Raw genomic sequence first — 19396 nt, forward strand, 5'->3', positions numbered from 1 at the left:
TCATGACCATTTTGGATCGCCTATCCCCACAGTGCTTTGAGACCTTGCAGCGACTGAACACCCATGTAAGCCGTGATGAGAACGACCAGGATACCGAGGATCAGCAAGGATTTAGGGTGCTTGTAGTCGCCAATAATTTCTTTTTTCCCAGACGCCAGCAGCATAGTCCCCAGCGTCAGCGGCAGGATTAATCCGTTGAGTGAACCGGCAATGACCAGCAGCGTCGCAGGACGGCCTATGGTCATGAAAATAATTGTAGAGAGACCAATGAAACCAATAATCCATTTGTTGACGTGGTTTCCAATTGCGGTGGAGAAGGTCTTCAGGAAGGAAACGCTGGTATAAGCTGCTCCGACGACAGAGCTCAAAGCTGCAGCAAAGATAACCGTACCAAAGAGCTTATAACCTACGACACCCGCAGCGGCTTGAAACGCTGATGCTGGTGGGTTGGCAGGATCAAGGGCAAAACCTTTGGTGACGACACCGAGAACCGCAAGGAACAACAGGATCCTCATGATAGTCGCAATGCCCATCCCCATCAAAGCGGATTTATTGATTTCACTTAGATTTTCCACGCCCGAAACGCCAGCGTCGACAAGTCTGTGACCGCCGGAGAAGGTGATATAGCCGCCGACCGTACCGCCTACCAGCGTGATGATTGCCAGCATCGGGATATGTGTTGGCATAAAGGTTCTCGTAATAGCTTCTCCTATCGGAGGATTTGTTGAAAAGGCCACATAGCCAACCAGAATAATCATGGCGGCGCCAAGAATTTGAGTCAATCTATCCATGGCTTTTCCGGCTTCTTTAGAAAGGAAAATTAAGATTGCTAAAATCGCTGCGGCTGCTGCGCCAATTTTGAGGTCAAGACCAAATAAGACGTTTAAGCCAAGTGCCGCGCCACCAACGTTGCCTATGTTGAAAGCCAAACCGCCAAGGGCAACCAGGAAGGCAAGAAAGTAACCAAGGCCCGGGAGCACTTTATTCGCAACTTCCTGACCTCTGAGGCCAGAGACGCCTATGACGCGCCAAACGTTGATCTGGGCTACAAAGGACAAGATGACTGAGATGAGGATGACAAAGCCAAAAGTCGCGCCGAGCTGTTCAGTAAAAACCGCAGATTGCGTCAAGAATCCAGGTCCTATTGCGGAAGTCGCCATCAGGAACGCTGCGCCAAGAAGCACTGAGCCGTGTTTTGATTTTGGTTTTTTTGCATTAGCCATAAATTTACCCCTTTTTAACTTATTTGTTTAAATATGGTTTCACAAACATAGAAAGCTCCAGTTCTACAGCCTTATCCAGGCTAAATATCCGTATGAATAAAGATAATGATACCCTTTGACTATTATAAGCGGGGGAAGGCCATGATCTATAGGAGTGTCAGTGTAACCGTAAAGGGTCTCTGACGTTCCCCCGCTTATAGCTTAATTAGAATGCCGCAAACTCATGATCCTGAAGATCCGTAATAAACATATAGCCTGGAGCATGGGTCAGCATGATTGGCGGTTTTGACTGCATTGCCACCGCTTGCGGTGTGACGCCGCAGGCCCAGAAAACCGGCACTTCGCCTGGCTTAATTTCGACCGCGTCGCCGAAGTCTGGCTTAGAGATATCCTTGATCCCAATCTGCGCCGGATCGCCAATGTGTACCGGGGCACCGTGGACCGCAGGGAAACGGGCGGTGATTTGAGCCGCTTTGACGACTTGGTGGTAAGGGATTGGACGCATGCTCACAACCATAGGGCCAGAAAAGGCACCCGCAGGGCGGCACTCCATATTGGTAATATACATTGGCACATTGCTGCCTGCAGCGATATGGCGAACTTCTATATTCGACTGCATGAGGGCGGCTTCAAAGCTGAAGCTGCAGCCCAGGAGAAAGGCGACGAAGTCATCCCGCCAGATGCCAGAGACGTCCTCGAGCTCCTGGACGAACTTGCCATTCTCATAAACTCTGTATTTTGGAATGTCCCGGGCAATGTCTGAACCAGGGGCAACAATGGCCATTTCACGGCTGCCCACCTCTGTAACGTCGAGGATTGGGCAAGGCTTAGGATTGCGCTGGCTGAAGAGCAAAAAGTCATAAGCCAGATCTTTTGGCAGGACCACGAGGTTGCCTTGGGCATAGCCCGGGCAGAGACCTGCTGTTGGTTTGACGAACTCACCATTTCGGATCGCCAGCCGCATTTCGGTCGGTGTAGCAGTTTTGAAAGGTATCAAGAACGTACGCCTCCTTCAATTGAATGTGTTTTGGTTGGGGACAGGCACTTAATGAAAGTCAATTTTTTGAGAACTGTCACGGTAATGCCCCGCAAGCAGTCCACGTTTCTTTTGTTTACAATTTCCGCCTCTTATTGCCGACCCTTAGACTTTGACCTCTTCAACCTTCACGTCGTAGACAGCGCCTGCGACATTGAGGCGGAAGAGTCGGGTGCTGATGATTTCTTGAGCCTTAGGGCTTTGAGCGCCCGAAGTATCAAACGGCACTGGCGCTGCCATTTCAGGGATTTCATTAAAGAACGCCTCCCTGACTTTCAAGAGCGCATGCGCTTCTTCCAAAGTGACTTTTTTGAACCGGATTTGATCCCCGGGCTTGGACTGTGCCAGCAGCGGCAAATCCACGGAGATCACACCAGCGATCTTCGTGTAGCCACCGGTGGTTTGACGGTCCGCCATCATGATAATAGGCTTGCCGTGACCCGGGACCTGAATGGCGCCAAAGGCTATACCATCAGAAATGATGTCGCCGCCCTTAACGTGTTCTATGGAAGGACCGTCGAGGCGATAGCCCATCCGGTCGCATTCATTGGTGACGGTATAAACGTTATCAAGAAAGGTCTGGATGCCGGCTTCGGTGAAAGCGTCATCCTGAGGGCCTAAAACAACGCGAATGTCTTTCGCTGCGCCATAGACCGGGATTTTATCCGTTGGAATCGCGAGTACCGGAAGGCCCTCAGCCCCAGCCCCAACAGGTACCTGATCCCCTGCTTTCAGAGCCCGGCCTTCGAAGCCGCCAAGGGCTGCCTTGGTATAAGTAGAGCGGCTGTTCATTACCAGCGGCGTGTCAATACCGCCACTGACAGCCAGATAACCTCTTAGGCCGGCTTTCAGACCTGCAAAGCTCAAAACGTCTCCTGCTTTAACGGCCAGGGTCTGCCACATGGCCACTGGAGCGCCGTTGAGCTTAGGCCCCAAATCCGCGCCCGTAAGCGCAATGTGGCCGTCGAAGTCCAGCTTCAGTTCAGGCCCAAGCATCATCATTTCGAGCACCGCTGCGGATCTGTCGTTGCCTACGAGAAAGTTGCCCACTGCTGCAGCGTGCTGGTCCATGGCCCCCGCCACAGGTACCCCAAACTGCTGATAGCCATAGCGGCCGAGATCCTGTACCAGCGTCAGCATGCCAGGCTTGATGACTTCAATACTACGTACTTGAGACATACCTACGCCCTCCCTTCTCGAGCCTTGTCCTGTGCCTCGCGGCTCATACGGTCATAGGTCTCCTGATCAATTGGGACAAAGCGGATGGATTCGCCCGCCTTAAGTAAAATGGGCTCTTCACTGAGAGGATCGTAAAGCGGGACAGGCGTGCGGCCAATAATTTGCCAGCCACCAGGGCTGTCAATAGGGTAAATCCCAGTTTGTGCCCCGGCAATGCCCACAGAACCCCCTGCAATTTTCGTGCGAGGTGTCTCGAGACGCGGGGTCGCTATGCGCTCATCCATACCGCCAAGATATGGGAAGCCTGGCGTAAAGCCCAGCATATAGATCCTATAGCTCTTAGAAGCGTGGATTTCAACGACCTCTTCAGGGGTCAGTCCATTGTGCTTAGCGACAAATTCCAGGTCAGGGCCATATTCACCGCCGTAGAGGGTTGGAATTTCAATGATCATAGGCTCAGGAAGCTCTATGTCGTCAAGGCCGCCAAGGGTATTCCTCACCTTTTCGCAAAGGGCCTCATACCCAATGTGAAGGGGATCATAGTGAATCATCAGCGAACAGTAGGTAGGCGTCATTTCGACAATGCCCTCAACGTTCACTTTTTGAAGTGCCAGCATCAGTGACCTGACCTTCGTGTTCAGCGCTTCTGAAATTTCATTGCCAAAGCTGGCTACCAGTGCGAGATCGCCGGACGGCGCCAGTCGAAGCTCTGTATCCAAAAGCCTTCACCTCCATTTTCTTAAACTTCTAAATAGCTGCTTATAAATTTGCAGCAGCCGTTACACAAAATTCTTAAAAGCCGTTATAGTCACGCCCTCTTTTTCAAGGGTTTCTTTGATTTTCTTGACAAACTCGACAGCCTCCGGGTTATCCCCATGAACACAGATGGAATCCGCTTTCATCTCGACCTTTTCGCCTGTGATGGCCGTAACCTCGCCCTTCTTCACCATGGTTACCACTCGGGCGATCGCTTCATCAGGATCGTGAATCACTGCGCCAGGCTGACTTCTTGGCACCAGTGTGCCATTTGCCTGATAAGCCCGGTCAGCAAAAACTTCCTGAGCAACCCTAAGTCCAACAGCCTTCCCAGCCGTTATCATTTCGCTGTTTGCAAGTCCCAGAAGAATGACTTCAGGCGCGGCTTCATAGACAGCTTCCGCAATGGCCTGTGCCAGCTTGGCGTCCGTTGCCGCCATGTTATACATAGCGCCGTGAGGCTTCAGATGCTGCAAAGATCCATTTGCTGCTTTGACAAAAGCTTGCAGCGCACCGAGCTGATAAAGGGTATAAGCTTTGACCTCCGCTGGCGTCACCGCCAGGTTTCTGCGTCCAAAGCCCATCAGATCAGGATAACCAGGATGCGCACCTATAGCTGTACCATTTTCAATAGCCGACTTGACGGTCTTTGCCATGACCAAAGGATCTCCGGCATGCCACCCGCAGGCTATATTGACTGAAGAAACAAAAGGAATAATTGCATGATCCATACCAATCGTGTAGCTGCCAAAGCTTTCACCTAAATCACTGTTCAAATCTACTTTAAACAATTGCGCCACCTCCTGCACTATACTAAAGCAAGTTTGATGCCAAAAATAACAATTCTGAATTTCCAACGCTCTCAAAAGTTACATTTCTAAATTTTGTGCCAATTCGTTCGATATCGCACATAAAGCGAGAGCGAAATCGCACATTGTGCGATTTCGCTCATCATAGAGGTCAGCGACAACACCACTTACCCTTTACCTGACTCCCACCTCATTAAACTTTCTCCAGTTTTCTTTTAAGCGCAAACCGGCTAATCCCCAGCAGGTCCGCGGCTTTGGAGATTTGCTGGTTGCTGAGCGCCAGGGCCACTTCAATGTACTGGTTCTCCAGAGACTTGACTTCCTCCTCCAGAGAAAAATTGCCGCTGAGCAGCTTAGTCATCAGCTGTTCGCCAGCGTTCTCCTCCACTATGCCGCCATCCGGATTCTCCGCGAAGCGCAATTTTGAAATCTCCGGCGGCAAATGATTCGGTTCAATGCGTTGCTTTGGATATAGAAGCAAAGTCCTCTCCACGACATTCTTCAACTCCCGCACATTGCCAGGCCAGCGATAGGACAATAAACTCTGCTTGGCTGCCTCAGAGAGCTCCGGAACGCTGCTCTTGTTTTTTTTAGCTTCGTTTTCAAAGAAAAATTGGGTGAGAAGCAGAATATCCTCGCCTCTTTCCCTGAGGGGCGGCAGCTGAATTGGAAAAACGTTAAGGCGATAAAATAGATCTTCTCTAAAGAGTCTATCTAAAATTGCCTGCTTAAGATCCCTATTGGTCGCAGCCAACACCCGTACATCCACCTCCAAATCCTCAAGGCCACCCACACGCTTGAATTTATGGTCCTCAAGAAACCTAAGGAGCTTGGACTGAAGCTCAAGCGGCAGCTCTCCTATCTCATCCAGAAAAACTGTCCCACCGTCCGCCAGCTCAAGAAGTCCTTTCTTACGGGCATTGGCACCTGTAAAAGCGTTCTTCTCAAAACCGAAGAGTTCACTTTCCATGAGGTTTTGGGGTATAGCCCCGCAATTGATTTTTACAAACGGCAACGCAGACCTGGGCGACAATTTGTGAACCGCCTCTGCTACAAGCTCTTTGCCGGTTCCTGTCTCACCTTGTATCAACACCGTTGTCCTCTCACTGGGCGCAACGACCTCGATCCTGTGGAGCACCGCTTTCAGCGTTTCGCTTTCACCAATCATGAATTTACTGCGGTGAAGGGTCTCATCCTCATAAAGAGAAAGGCGGTTCATAGCCTTCAGATGCTCGACACCTTTCTGGATCAAAATATCCAGCTCATCAAACTCAAAAGGTTTGTGCAGGTAATCATGAGCGCCGGCTTTGATCGCTGCCACGGCTGTCTTGACGTCTCCGTATGCCGTCATCATGAACGCCACCAAATCAGGGTCCAGCTTTTTAAGCTCCGGCAGCAGCGTCAATCCGTTGTCACTTCCCAGCCTCAGATCCAGCAGCGCAATATGGGGCTTAAAGCTCACCATCTGCTCCAGGGCCTCTGCTGCGCTGGAGGCGGAATGTGCTTCATACCCCAAATCCCCCAAGCCTTCACATAAGGAATGGCTCAAAGATTTTTCGTCGTCTATGACCAACACTCTGTAAATCATCCTAAAGCCTCCTTCTGAGCCACAGGGAAATTAAGGGTTACAGTGGTCCCCACGCCCGCCTCACTGATCAGCTCAATCTCGGCGCCCATGTCCGTCATGAGCTTTTGAACCACGGACAATCCAAGTCCTGTACCCGTGGCATGGGTGGTAAAGAACGGATCGAATACCCTTTCAAGATCTGAAGCCGCTATCCCGCTCCCCTCATCCTCAACAACCACATACACCCTGGCGCTTTCCGCAATTCTGCCGCTGTCTGCGACTTCGACTTCGACTTTGCCAGTGCCCGTCCCAGCCCCCGAACCTGAGCCGGGATCCATTCCCATACCCTGGTGAGACATAACCCGCAGTTTAATCGTATCCTCTTCAGAGGAGGCATTGATCGCGTTGGTGATCACATTTAAAAGAATCTGCTCCGTCTGGTTTTCGTCCGCTATAATCTCAACAGGTGCCCCCACCGGCTCAAAAACCAGCCTAACCCTCCGAGCCTCGGCGGCAGGTGCGACCAACGATAACGTCCGCTCTATAACCGGTTCGAGACTGAGCCTTCTCAGATCCGGCTTATGAGGCTTCGCGAAATCCAGAAGCTCTGAAACCAGCTTGTTCATCCGGTCGATCTCATGGACCACATTGTCAAACAGCGGGCCGTTCCGGTCGTCCTCCGAACACACCAGCCGCCGCTTCAGCACCTGAATGCTGGTCTTCATACCCGCCAGCGGATTCCTGATTTCGTGGGCGAGCCCTGACGCCAGCTGCCCCACATATGCCATGCGGTTGACGCGCTCCATCCGCATTTCCAGGCGCTTTCTCTCCGAAATGTCAGCAAAGCTGAAAATTGCACCTGTCATGTCGCCACCGCTGTTGATCAGCGGGGCCGCAGAGGTGGCATAATAACGCTTGTCATCACTTGGTCCCGCCTGCAGCACATAAACCTGATCAAAGCGCCCAGGCGTCTCCAGAAGCCCTGTGAGCTTAGCCCGAAGGAGTGCCATGAAGGGCTTGCCCGACTCCAGCTCCTTCAGTGCAGGATCCAGCAGCCTTACCGCTGCCTCGTTTTGATTCAGCACAGTCCCCTCCTGACCCATCACCAGAACCCCCGTGGTCAGGCTCCTGAGGACATCCTCGTTGAACTGCTTCGCCTCCAGCAGCTTCCTTGCGTTTTCCTGAAGCCTATGAATCATCTGGTTAAAGGACTCCGCCAGCATGCCAATCTCGTCCGTCCTGTCCATTTCCAGCTGCGTCTCCAGGTCCCCGGCAGACATCTCATTACACTGCTCTGCCAGATATCGCACCGGCCGTGACAAGTGGTGCGCAATCAGGATCGTTGCCTGCATGGACAGAATCAGCGAAATAATAGCCACGAGAATGGAATACTTCTGGGCATCCACCAGCTCGCCAGCGAACAGCTTCTTCTCCCCTGCAACCGCTACCGTCCAGCCGGATCCCGCATCCCTGGCATAGGTGATCATCAGCCCGTCGTCCTCATAAAACCCTCTGATGAGGTCTCGATTAATCTTCCCCACCACTGCCATTGGCGTGATGGTCCCAGAACCCTTTGGCAAATGGTCCACCCAAACCTCAGCCTCATCAAAGACATAAAGCCCCTGCCGATGGTACCCCGCCAAATACCCCGCCACTTCGCGCTTGTCCGCCTCATCCTTAAGCTCGACACTTTCCAGATGATACATCACTTCCATCATGGTCATCATCTGTTGCTGCCTCTGGTGGTCCAGAAGAAGCCTATAGCCGTTCCAATATGAAATCAGTCCCAGCACCCCAATGGAGAGGGCAATCAGAATCATAAATGGAATCAAAATTTTATTTTCAATATCCAGTTTGATCATTGGTCATCCCTCCGACCGAAGTGCCCAATCCCAAAAAACAGGACGGACGCCACAATAATGCCCGGAAAAGCAGGATGAATCAGATGTCCCGGAGAACCATAGAGGCCGCGGTCAAATATTGAAAAAATGACCATGGTAAGCACGCCACCATAAGCAGAATAAAGCGCCGCTTTCTTACTTGCACGCTTCCAGAAAAGTCCTCCATAAAGCGGCAGAAGGAAGGCCACGGCAAATAAGCCATAGACGTAACCGCCAAAGGTTAAAACACTGGATGGCGGATTAATGGACAACAGCAAGGAAACGACACCAGCAAACACAATAAAAATCCGATTCAAAGTTATTAAGCGGTCATTATCCACTTTTGAGGCTACGGTAAGCCCAAATAGATCATAGGTAAACCCGCTTGCCAGAACCAAAAACTGTGAATTCGCCGTCGAAACCGCTGCTGCCGCCATGCTGATCAGAATAAACCCGCTCAGCTTTGTATAAAGTGTGTTATTGATTATGTAAGCATAGACCTCGTCAACAGTTGATATGCCTGCAATGGTGGGCTGAATTACCCTTGACCCGAAACCGATCACAATCAAACCCAAATAGATCAATGTCAAGAAAACAAAGGAATATCCAATCATTTTATAAGCCGTCTTGTCATCTTTGGCCGCAAGTATCCTGACCGCATATTGGGGATTTGCCGCGACACCAAGTCCCCACCCAAAAAATCCTGTCAAAACCATAAGGGGAGGATACGCCTCTGAAGAAAGAGGTTTGATAAGCGCTCCTGCAACGGTCGGCTGGGCGCCAGCAAATGGCACAGTCGCAATGTGTGCTGCCTTTTCCAGAATCTCTATCAGTCCTTCAAATCTTCCCGTTACCAAAACAGCCGAGAACAAGACACCTAAGCAAATCAGAAAAAAATTCAACCCATCCGTGCGCGCCACTGAAAACAGACCGCCAAAAGTAGAATACAGAATAAATAAAAACACTAAGAACGTCGCCAAAGTGTAGTGTATATCCAACAGCTCACTCATGACCACGCCAAATCCACGTATTTGAATAGTCATGTAGAGCGTAAATGTAAACACAATGACAATCCCGCCCAGCCTTTGAAGGGCCAAACTATTATAACGCACTCTGAAATACTCCGGGAGTGAAAGAATATCATACTGGCGAAGCCTTTTAACCAAAAAAAACAGAAACGCAGTCCCTATATACCAGGGCACAACGGAGAACAGCAGACTGGACAATCCGTAGGCGTATAACGAGCCCGTAAGGCCTTGCATGGATGCTGAGCTGAACCATGTGGCTGTAAAGGTGAAGACTGACACCCAAATGCCCAGGCTGTTTCCCGCCAGAAAGAAATCCCTGAGGTTCCTCGTTTTTTTTATGCCGCTCTTCCCGAACCAAAGCAGCAAGACCGTATATAACGTAAAATACAGAAGATATTCCACTGATTTATTCACGCTGATGCACCCCCTCCCAAGACAACAAAGGTGAACAAAACCTTTTCTTATATGGTATCGTTTTTTCAAGGGACTTACAAGAATTTCAAAGTCGGTAACAACCAGGCGAGCGAGATTTGAACCCAGCAACCGCACCGGGAATGGAAACTTTTACCCAAATCTAAGCAAGAAAAAGAAGCAGCGGCAAACGGGGGCTTGCCACTGCTTCTTAATATATTGCAAATGAACTTTAGGCCTGGCTTAAGAAATCCACGGCGAACTGCGCATGGAGCGCCGTGCCGAGTTTGAAAAAATCTTCATCCAAATTGAATTTTTCATGATGCGGAAAATAAATCGATCCTTTAGCTTCGTTTTTATATCCGAGCAAGGCGAATGCGCCAGGCGCCTTCTGGAAGTAGAAAGGCATATCCTCGGAGCCCATATTCTTTTTCAGTTCAATATTTCGATCCGTTCCAAAAATCTTTTCTCCTGCTTCCGCTGCGATTTTGGTGACCAGCTCGTCGTTAAACAGGCTGACCGCACTTTCCTCAATGACAATGTCCACACTGACTTCGTACATCTCCGCAATGGCGTTGGCATGACGTTTTAGTGCTTCGTGAACTGTTTTTCTGACCTCAGGATTGAAGTACCTCATGGAAATATCCAGCTCTGTATATTTCGCGACAATATTTGCTTTAGTACCGCCAATAAACTTGCCTACAGACACGACGACCGGCTCCTGAGAGTCCACATTTTTTGCGATTATGCCTTGAATGTCATTAACGAACATACAAGCAGGATGTATGGTGTCTTTCGCGAGGTGAGGCGCTGAGCCATGTCCGGATACACCCTCAAATTTGATAAAGATGGTATCACAGCCTGCCATTCTGTAGCCAGGCGTCAAATCGTAATAGCCCGTTTCCATAAACGGCATGCCATGCATGCCAAACACTGCGTCTACGCCGTCCATACCACCATCTGCAATAATCTTCTTAGCGCCTGCAAACGTCTCTTCTGCTTCCTGAAAGAAAAATCTGACTTCGCCAGGAAGCTCGTCTTTCATTTCAGAAAGAATTTTCGCAGCGCCTAACAACATCGCTGCGTGGGCATCATGACCGCAGGCGTGCATCACGCCTTTATTTTTGGATGAGAACGGCACACCGCTCTGCTCTATAATCGGAAGCGCATCAATGTCAGCGCGCAGCGCAACAGTTTTACCTGCCTTGTCTGCATTAAGACGTGCGATCAGCGAGGTGCTTCCGGATTTTTCATAAGGGATCCCGAGCGCATCGAGCTCCTCCATTATTTTCGCTTGTGTTTTAAACTCCATGCTGCTCAGCTCAGGATTTTCGTGAAAATAACGGCGCAGCTCAATGACATAAGACTCAATTTCCTGTGCTTTCTTTAACATTTCTGACATAATGTCCTCCTTCGAATGTACGCCGCGGGACTTCAGCTTTGAAGCCCGCGGCACCATCTCGTCAAAGATGTAGTTTTTTTAGGTACTTTATTAGTTCGGTAACTTGTTCTATGCACTCAATAACAATCTATGCTTTTGCGGCTGATTCAGTAGTATGATCTTTTTTGGCTGAAAGGATGGAGTAAAGAATGCCAAGTACTGCAATGATCCCTGTATCCGCGAGTGATATTGGTGTGGCGATACTAGCTGGCAGAAACTTAGGTACAAAGCGTATGAAAACCATTGAAGCAACGCCAATTGCTACTAATGCAACCAGGTTAGGCACTTTTATCTTAGAGCCCATCATAACGAGCATTGCACCCAATATTCCCGGTAAGGCAAAGTTAAACGAGGACAATATTGCACTTGGTAAAACATTGACTATAACCTGACCGGCAACAAGCACAACAGCCAAAACAGCCAAATTAGTGAACGTGGAGGAAATGAGGGCAAATATTCCAGCAACCTCTGCCTCTTCTGATCCCGGGGTCAGTCCCAATGCATCCTGAGTCCCTACAATGACGGGCAGACGCATGTTGCCAATATTGCCTGAGAGGAATGACATATAGGTTCCAGCCGGCCCCAAGGTTGGGAAGTATGAAATAGGTTCAATAAACCAGACGATCCCAACAAAGCCCGCTATGGAGATCAGGCCGCTGATTATATCAGAAGAATTTGGACGATAACCCAATACAAAGGTCAGATAGAGTGGAATCGTCAGGGTACAAAGCAACGCAATCGCAATAGTGAGCTGACCCCAAAAGTGAATGGATTTATGAAATGGATTTACATTTTTATTGTTTGACATATTGTTTACCCCCTATCTTAAGATGGTGCCTACGACCATAGCAGCAACAACCGCAAAGCCCATTGCCCAATCTTTAAGCCATTTTTTTGAGCTGTCTTTTGCGACAATTTTATTGACAATTACAACGGATAAGCCACCAGCGATCAATGCGGCCAAAGGTGCAATAGTGAGTTCTTTCGCTAAAACACCTTTATTGATGACTTCTTTATAAGCCAGGGAAAAGAATATGATAAACGGGGCAAAGAGAGACATGTAGCCAATGGTCAGTGGATTAGCTTTTTTAACCGTTTCTTGAAGCTTGTCAATATGCTTCGTTGCAAACAAGACGACAACCAACCATCCAGCGCCACCTAATGTCATAACCCATGCAGCAGCTGAAAGCATTTTGGGTGCAAAATCTGGTGTGCCTGCCGTGCCACCGCTGCCGATCTGAGCAGCAATCATTTCAAAAGCAGCAGATCCAATGATGCCAACCCTGGCTAAAGTCAACGGACCGCCAATTTGTGCAATCAGCGCCACCGCTACGGCGAATACCGCAAAGGCTGGGCCGATGGTTCCTATGAACCCAATTTTAAAAGCTTCCTTGACCTGCTTTGAACTTATTAAGGATGTTTCTTTCACGTGCTTATTCGCTATTCGATAAAAAATAAAGGATTGAACGATAACGTTGGCAATAATAATCAGAGCTAAAATCCACATCACCGGATTATTAGCAATTAACAATGTTTCTTTCATACATTTACCTCCGTTCAAAATTAAGTGTTTGAGAATATGTACAGTGCAGCGTGACTGATAATCAGATCGATCAGGCGATCTAACGTGGTTCTGGTTACATGCTTGCTGATGCGTGAGTTTTCTTAGTTGAAAAGAAAATGAATGAGTGCGGGTGTGACATCCAGCCCGGCGGTGATCCACGATATAGTGCTGCTGACAATTTCCTAACAGTTCATTTTCAAACCTCCTGAATGATTATTTTGAAGTTTCTGAAAATAGGATACCATTCTGTAACCTATTTTTCATCGCAAACAGATTTCGTTTTAATATTCGCTAAATTCAAAATGAACATTTTTTCTTTTTCAAAAGTGTAATCCGAAAATATTTTCACTTTTTTTGTCTTTTTAGCAGCATTATCGCCATAGGGCACCTTCTAAAATTGAAATTCCCTCTTGAAACGTATATAATAAACCTTGAAATTCCAGCATCAGCGACGAAATATCACTCATTGGGGGGGATCCAGCGTGGGCTTGTCAGTAGGGGAAATGCTCCAGAAAGATTTTTTCAAAGATTTCGTACTCGCCGCCGGTCACAAAGGACTGAGCAAACACGTACAAGGTATCGCTGTATTAGACGCTCCTGATGGTTTTGGGTGGACCAGAGGCAGAGAGTTCATTATTTCCTCAGGCTATGTCTTTAAACAGAAACCAGATTTATTGGATCAATACATCCAGTCGGGACAATTCCCCAAAGCCTCCTGCATAGGAATCAAGCTCGGGCGGTATATTGATCAGTTTCCTGATGAACTCATACAGGCCTGCAACGACTATGATATTCCTCTGGTGAACATTCCCATGGGCATCTCCTGGATGGATATCATGAATAATTTGAACGTCATAGTGATGAATAAAAATATTGAACACTTTAACATAGGAAAGGTTCAGTTCAATAATTTGTCGGACTTGTCCTATCACGTCAGGAAGATCAACAGAATTCTCTCCGCTGTTGAAACCGAAATGGATTTTCCGGCTATGCTCTATAACCTGACAAACGATAAAGCGTTTTACAGCTCTGAACGCTTCAAAGAAATTTCTCAGGGCATGCAACCTGAGGAATTCTGGAATCCGCCGTTTAACTTCAGCAAGGAAATATTGTGTGAGAATTTAAAAATGGCGCGCTACAGAATCTTCGACACAAAATATGACAGTCCCTACAGCTGGATTACCGTGCCTATTAAGGTAGATAACAAAGTCCAGGCTTATTTTGTCGTCCTCGAGGCCACAGGCCTGATTGACTATTTTGATCAATTTGCCCTCAGAACAGGCTACCTACTCCTTCAGGAGCTCTATGAACAAATTTTGGTGACGCAGAGTATTGGTGACATAGGCTTTGAGAGTTTTGTCAACGCTCTGGTGTCGGGCAAGCTGACGAATGAAACGGAAATAAGATCCCACGCCGAAGAGCTGTCACTCGATCCAGATCTCGAGTATTATACGCTTGTCGTGAAAGAAACCATCGGCAAAGTTTCTATGAGTAAAAACAGGGATTTGATCAGGACGTCTATCCGTGGTGTGTTCAGCAGCACAGAATGCAGAACGGCAATCATCAATGACGATCATTGCCTCATGCTCTTATTTAACAAAGAAGGTCTCGAAGAGCAGCACTACATCACTGAGCTCAGGACACGTCTCAAAAAATTGAATCAACGACTGACCACAGACCTGGAAGGGGCGCGGCTCTATTATGCCCTTTCTGATGTCAAAGATGACGTCGTCATGCTTGAGCGCAATTACAAACGCTGCCTGCAGACCCTCAGCGTTGGAGAGATTCTGGATCCACAGCAGCTTTTTAAAACCTATTCCAGCCTCGGCGCTTTGGCATGGCTCAGTATCAGACCGGACGAAATCGAGCTTATGAAGCGGGATCTTGGCCAGCTCCAAAATCACCCTGATGCCGAAATGCTCATGGAGACGCTGAAAGTCTATCTGGAATGCAAAATGAACTTCAGTCAGACCTCCAAGCAAATGTTCCTTCATATCAACACCGTCAGGAAACGCATAGATGAAGTCATCTCCCTGCTCCCGGTGGATCTTGAGGATCCTGCCATTCGCCTGAAGCTTGAGCTTCTGCTGAAGTTTGTAAGTTGAATAATTTCCGCGACTCAGCGCCTACGCCATGCTGAAAATGCTTAAACCCTCAGTTTTGAGGTATAGGTATATAAATCAGGCTTAGGAGGTGACCGACATGAAACACCTTCCCAACATCTTGACAATCATGAGGCTGTTTCTCGTGCCTATTTTCGCTTTTCTTTACTTTTCAAACATTGAAAATGCACATTTTTACGCTCTCGCCGTCTTCATTCTCGCCGGAATCACAGATTTGCTGGATGGCTACATTGCGCGCAAATATGATTTGATCTCCGTTGTCGGCACTGTGCTCGATCCTCTGGCGGACAAGCTGATGCTTCTGACAGCACTGCTTTGCCTGACGGTTGATGGTATCATGCCGCTGTGGGCCATGGCGATTGTACTGATTAAGGAGCTTTTCATGATTGCAGGCGGTCTCATTATGTATTTCCGAAAAGAGAAGTCCGTCATTCCTGCAAATAAGTTTGGGAAGCTGGCCACCCTGTTATTTACCCTCGCCGTGTTTTTTATGATCGTTCAGCCCACAGCCTGGTACACCATGGCGCTTTTAGTTTCTGCGATAGCTTCGAAGCTTTGGGCCTTCACATCCTACGCCAAGCACTATTATCATAACGTCAGGACGCAGAGTCACTGAGCCTTCTGTAAAGTCATAACTTAATTTGAAAGCCGCCATCTAAAAAGGCGACAAGTGCACTGCTTTTCAGAGCAGTAACGCTTGTCGCCTTTTTTTAATGAAAAATTCAAGCTTTTGCGGTCTTTAATCCCGGAATCCCAAAATTGGAGATGAGAAGCCCCGCCAGGATAATGGCACATCCGAGCCACTGAGTCGGGGTCAGCTGCTCACCCAGAACGAGCCGGGCACTCAGCAGCCCAGTGACTGGCACAAGCAGTGACAGGGGCGCGACTTTCCCGGTAGGATACTTATCAAACAGCATAGTCCAAACCCCGTAGCCAAAAAGGGTCGCGAGGAACGCGAGATAGAACGCAGAAAAGACAGAGATCAGCTTTAAGTTCGTCAGCGCCATTAAAATCTCTTGAGGGGAATTTACGTTCAGCGCAAGGAGCATCAAGGGAATTGGCGGCACAAGGCTGGACCACACCACAAGACCCAGCATATCCAGCTTTTTCCCCTGCCGTTCGGCTTCTTTGTTCGCAAAGCGAATTACTATATTGGAAACGGACCAAAAGAATGCCGCAAAAAGTGTCATAATCAGCGCGCCTACCGGTACCAGCGCCAAATCTCCAGAACCGTAAATACCACTGAGGAGCAATAGCCCTACAGCCATAATGGCTAGTCCAACCACTTGCTGCCTCTTGAAAGCTTCTTTTAAGAAAACAGCTGCCAGAAGGTAGGTAAAAAAAGGCTGCGTCTGAAGTACAACAGACGCAACGCCTGCCGGCATCCCAATTTCAATGGCGTAAAACAGCAAGCCAAATTGCCCGACGCCTAAGGTTAAACCATAGATCACAATGTATTTCCAGGAAATCTGTGGTTTTCTGACAAAGAATATGGCCGTCGCGGAGACTATGAAGAATCTGGACGCCGCAAGGACCAGTGACGGAACCCCGGAGAGCCCCAGCTTGATTACTGTGAAATTTGCGCCCCATACTATGACTAATAACAGCGCCAAAAAAGAATCCCGTTTGCTCATTGCTTCACCCGCTTTCATGATTAGATCTCAAAACGTTCTTTTTTCTTATGTAACAGCCCAGGACAGAGGATCAGCCTATGGACACTGACCACAGACTCTGACTACGAACTTAGACTTCAAATTCAAGCCACAGACTAATGGTAGCATATTTCCCATTTCTATACAAAATGTTTATTGACTCGTAACTGGGATCAACTACTTCGTATTTTGTGGCTATATCTTACGCTTTTCCCAGGTGATATAAGATAGTTTCCCATTCTTTAAAATTACTCAAAATGAATTCAATTAATTTTTAACTTTCATTATTCATACCAGCCGCTATTCGGGATAATATTGTATATATATCCATACACACTTCAAATAATTGTCGAACTTTTCAACCGTGTTTAGAGATTAAAACATTATATAAAATCCTAACCGCTATAATACCAGCTGTTTATAACGTTTTTTCATTGTTGAGCAAAACGAAATTTTGCACAGAAATAAAAACAGTATATTTATCTGTTTTCACTGTTGACATTTGTATAACTGGGTCGTATAATCGTATACAATAAAGCGAAAAGGAGTGACAATTGCAATGATGAATATCAAACCTTGCAAATCCATCAGCAATTCCAATCTGAAAGGCACTTACTTCCCCGGCACGAAATCAAATCTGCAGCGTCACTCCATGACGTCGTCCCCTGAACTGGACATGAACTTAAATTTAACTGTCAGTCTGATTTCAGATGATAGTTTTAACTCAGATCCACATTTCTTCCAGCGCGCGTCTTACCTGCGCACAAGCATTGTGGTTGCCGGAAACCAATACGGTGATTTTACGGATACTGCCAATACTTTATTATCTGAAAACTGTAAAGGCGTAAAAGCCGTGATCGCGAAATCCTACAATACTTTATTCAGGCAACAATTGATCAACGCCGGCATCCTGCCTCTTGAATTTGTTCATGCTGAAGATTACGACAAGATTTCACTTTACGACACGCTTTACTTAGAACATCTGGAGACCGTCCTGAAGCCTGGCGCCTGGATGATCTACAACCGCTCTTCAGAAGAATTTTATGAAGCTGCCTTCCCTTCAGAAGCTGCTTTTCATAAAACCTCAGCCAGGATTGGCTTTGAGACGACCGTAACCATCGGTTAACAGAATGGTAAACAAGAGAGCGAAAAATAAAAAGAACGGGGGTGCCCTTATGTGTCTGGCAAATGATTACACAGAATACTTCGGCCACTTGGCCGAAATGGCATACAACAACAACGTAACGGATTGTGAAGTTTATGAAAAATACGAGGTCAAACGCGGCCTTAGAAACGCCAACGGTACAGGCGTGTTGGTCGGAGTGACCAGGATCGCGGACGTCTACGGCTACCGCCTTGAAAATGGCGTGAAAATTCCGGATGAAGGGCGCTTGTCCTATCGCGGCATAGATATCTGCGACTTAGTGGAAGGCTTTCAGCAGGAAAAGCGAAGGGGCTTTGAAGAATCTGTCTTCCTGCTCCTGTTTGGAAAACTGCCAACCCAAAGCGAGCTCGCGGACTTCAACGGATTGCTCGACGACTTCAGGGCATTGCCGCCTGGCTATACCGAAAGCATGATTCTGAAGATCCCAAGCAAAGACATCATGAACAAATTGATGCGCAGCGTTTTGGTGCTCTACTCCCATGACGACGACCCGGACAACACCAGTGTTGAAAATGTCCTCAGACAAAGCATTCAGATGATCGCGCGTTTTCCAACCATCATTTCATATGGCTATCAGGCGAAAGCCCATTACATCGACGGCAAATCTCTATTTATCCATGCACCACGACGCGGTGTCGGCACTGCGGAAAACGTGCTGCACATGATTCGCAGCGACAACCGCTACTCCAGAACCGAAGCGGAAACCCTCGACCTTCTCCTGACCCTTCACGCAGACCATGGCGGCGGCAACAATTCCGCCTTCGCGACTCATGTTGTGTCCTCTACAGGAACCGACACCTACTCTGCTCTTGCAACAGCGGTGGGCTCTCTCAAAGGTCCAAAGCACGGCGGCGCCAACAAAATGGTCATCGACATGGTCGCGGACATCAAGGCAAACGTCGAAGACTGGAGTGATACGCACCAACTCAAAGCCTACCTGCACAAAATCATCACAAAGCAAGCCTTCGACAAGCAAGGCCTAATCTATGGCATGGGCCATGCCGTCTATACCTTATCTGATCCACGTGCCGTACTCCTCAAGAAAAAAGCTTTCGAGCTCGCCTTGGAAAAGAACGCTATGAAGGAATACGAGCTCTTCTCGAATATTGAAGCTTTGACCAAAGAATTGTTCCTTGAGCTTAAGGGTCCTAATGCCGTTATTTCTGCTAATGTGGATCTATATTCAGGCTTTGTCTACGAAATGCTGGATATTCCAGCCGACCTCTACACACCACTGTTCGCCGTAGCCCGAGTCGCCGGATGGTGCGCTCACCGCATTGAACAGATCGTCAGCGACACCAAAATTATTAGACCAGCTTACAAAAATATCCTCGACCCACAGGATTATGTGAAGCTTAAAAACAGATAATCACATGCCACAAATCAAATGAATGAATGTAAAAGGTTGCCGGACGGGGCAGATTGACACTTTTCAGAAAAGGTGTCCCCCGCCGGCAACCTTTGTTTTTGAAATAAATTTCAATAAAACTTTGAAATTTATTTCATTTTGCAAGTTTCTTCAAACCGACAAGCCGCTTATTCAGCGATTTTTCATTTTGGCA

Annotated in this window: 16 protein-coding genes; 4 read left to right on the plus strand and 12 right to left on the minus strand. The window is 47.9% G+C overall.

What is annotated here, in order from left to right; translation table 11 throughout:
• Positions 1–20: 20 nt before the first annotated feature.
• From BLP63_RS04965 to BLP63_RS05015, 11 genes are all read right to left on the minus strand, one after another.
• Entirely contained in the window at positions 21–1223 is a 1203-nt protein-coding gene (locus BLP63_RS04965) for an NRAMP family divalent metal transporter (protein WP_092589782.1), read from the minus strand.
• Between the two features lie 205 nt (positions 1224–1428).
• Positions 1429–2220, minus strand: a complete 792-nt coding sequence (locus tag BLP63_RS04970) for a putative hydro-lyase (RefSeq protein WP_330387091.1) — start codon at positions 2218–2220, stop codon at positions 1429–1431.
• Between the two features lie 144 nt (positions 2221–2364).
• On the minus strand, positions 2365–3438 hold the full coding sequence (locus tag BLP63_RS04975) for a 5-oxoprolinase subunit C family protein (protein ID WP_092589783.1): 1074 nt from the start codon (positions 3436–3438) through the stop codon (positions 2365–2367).
• Positions 3439–3440: 2 nt separating this feature from the next.
• Positions 3441–4157 carry a 5-oxoprolinase subunit PxpB gene (pxpB, locus tag BLP63_RS04980; protein ID WP_092589784.1) on the minus strand — a complete coding sequence of 239 codons (717 nt, stop codon included), beginning with the start codon at positions 4155–4157 and terminating at the stop codon, positions 3441–3443.
• Between the two features lie 60 nt (positions 4158–4217).
• On the minus strand, positions 4218–4985 hold the full coding sequence (locus BLP63_RS04985) for a LamB/YcsF family protein (RefSeq protein ID WP_092589785.1): 768 nt from the start codon (positions 4983–4985) through the stop codon (positions 4218–4220).
• A gap of 211 nt (positions 4986–5196) precedes the next feature.
• The gene (locus tag BLP63_RS04990; RefSeq protein WP_092589786.1) at positions 5197–6591 is read right to left on the minus strand and encodes a sigma-54-dependent transcriptional regulator; all 1395 of its coding nucleotides are present in this window, start codon (positions 6589–6591) and stop codon (positions 5197–5199) included.
• Entirely contained in the window at positions 6588–8432 is a 1845-nt protein-coding gene (locus BLP63_RS04995) for a sensor histidine kinase (protein ID WP_092589787.1), read from the minus strand. The genes BLP63_RS04990 and BLP63_RS04995 overlap by 4 nt, the downstream gene beginning before the upstream one ends.
• Positions 8429–9892, minus strand: a complete 1464-nt coding sequence (locus BLP63_RS05000; protein ID WP_170829295.1) for a sodium:solute symporter family protein — start codon at positions 9890–9892, stop codon at positions 8429–8431. Before BLP63_RS05000 ends, BLP63_RS04995 begins: the two co-directional genes overlap by 4 nt.
• Before the next feature lie 229 nt (positions 9893–10121).
• Positions 10122–11291 carry an amidohydrolase gene (locus BLP63_RS05005; RefSeq protein ID WP_092589789.1) on the minus strand — a complete coding sequence of 390 codons (1170 nt, stop codon included), beginning with the start codon at positions 11289–11291 and terminating at the stop codon, positions 10122–10124.
• 127 nt (positions 11292–11418) lie between these two features.
• Positions 11419–12138 carry a hypothetical protein gene (locus tag BLP63_RS05010; protein ID WP_092589790.1) on the minus strand — a complete coding sequence of 240 codons (720 nt, stop codon included), beginning with the start codon at positions 12136–12138 and terminating at the stop codon, positions 11419–11421.
• A gap of 12 nt (positions 12139–12150) precedes the next feature.
• Positions 12151–12873, minus strand: coding sequence for a DUF5058 family protein (locus BLP63_RS05015; protein WP_092589791.1), 723 nt, complete (start codon positions 12871–12873; stop codon positions 12151–12153).
• Positions 12874–13376: 503 nt separating this feature from the next.
• Here BLP63_RS05015 and BLP63_RS05020 point away from each other — a divergent pair.
• The gene (locus BLP63_RS05020) at positions 13377–14999 is read left to right on the plus strand and encodes a PucR family transcriptional regulator (RefSeq protein ID WP_092589792.1); all 1623 of its coding nucleotides are present in this window, start codon (positions 13377–13379) and stop codon (positions 14997–14999) included.
• A gap of 97 nt (positions 15000–15096) precedes the next feature.
• Positions 15097–15633, plus strand: a complete 537-nt coding sequence (gene pgsA / locus BLP63_RS05025; protein WP_092589793.1) for a CDP-diacylglycerol--glycerol-3-phosphate 3-phosphatidyltransferase — start codon at positions 15097–15099, stop codon at positions 15631–15633.
• Between the two features lie 106 nt (positions 15634–15739).
• Here pgsA and BLP63_RS05030 read toward each other — a convergent pair whose 3' ends face one another.
• A complete protein-coding gene (locus tag BLP63_RS05030; RefSeq protein ID WP_092589850.1) occupies positions 15740–16651 on the minus strand; it encodes an EamA family transporter in 912 nt (303 codons plus the stop codon).
• A gap of 577 nt (positions 16652–17228) precedes the next feature.
• On the opposite strand from BLP63_RS05030, the gene BLP63_RS05035 reads away from it, so the two are divergent.
• Positions 17229–17795, plus strand: coding sequence for a 3-isopropylmalate dehydratase small subunit (locus tag BLP63_RS05035; RefSeq protein ID WP_092589794.1), 567 nt, complete (start codon positions 17229–17231; stop codon positions 17793–17795).
• A 49-nt stretch (positions 17796–17844) separates the two neighbouring features.
• The gene (locus BLP63_RS05040) at positions 17845–19203 is read left to right on the plus strand and encodes a citrate/2-methylcitrate synthase (protein WP_092589795.1); all 1359 of its coding nucleotides are present in this window, start codon (positions 17845–17847) and stop codon (positions 19201–19203) included.
• Positions 19204–19396 lie beyond the last annotated feature (193 nt).

Origin of the sequence: Acidaminobacter hydrogenoformans DSM 2784 (assembly GCF_900103005.1) — a bacterium.
Taxonomy (GTDB): Bacteria; Bacillota; Clostridia; order Peptostreptococcales; family Acidaminobacteraceae; genus Acidaminobacter; species Acidaminobacter hydrogenoformans.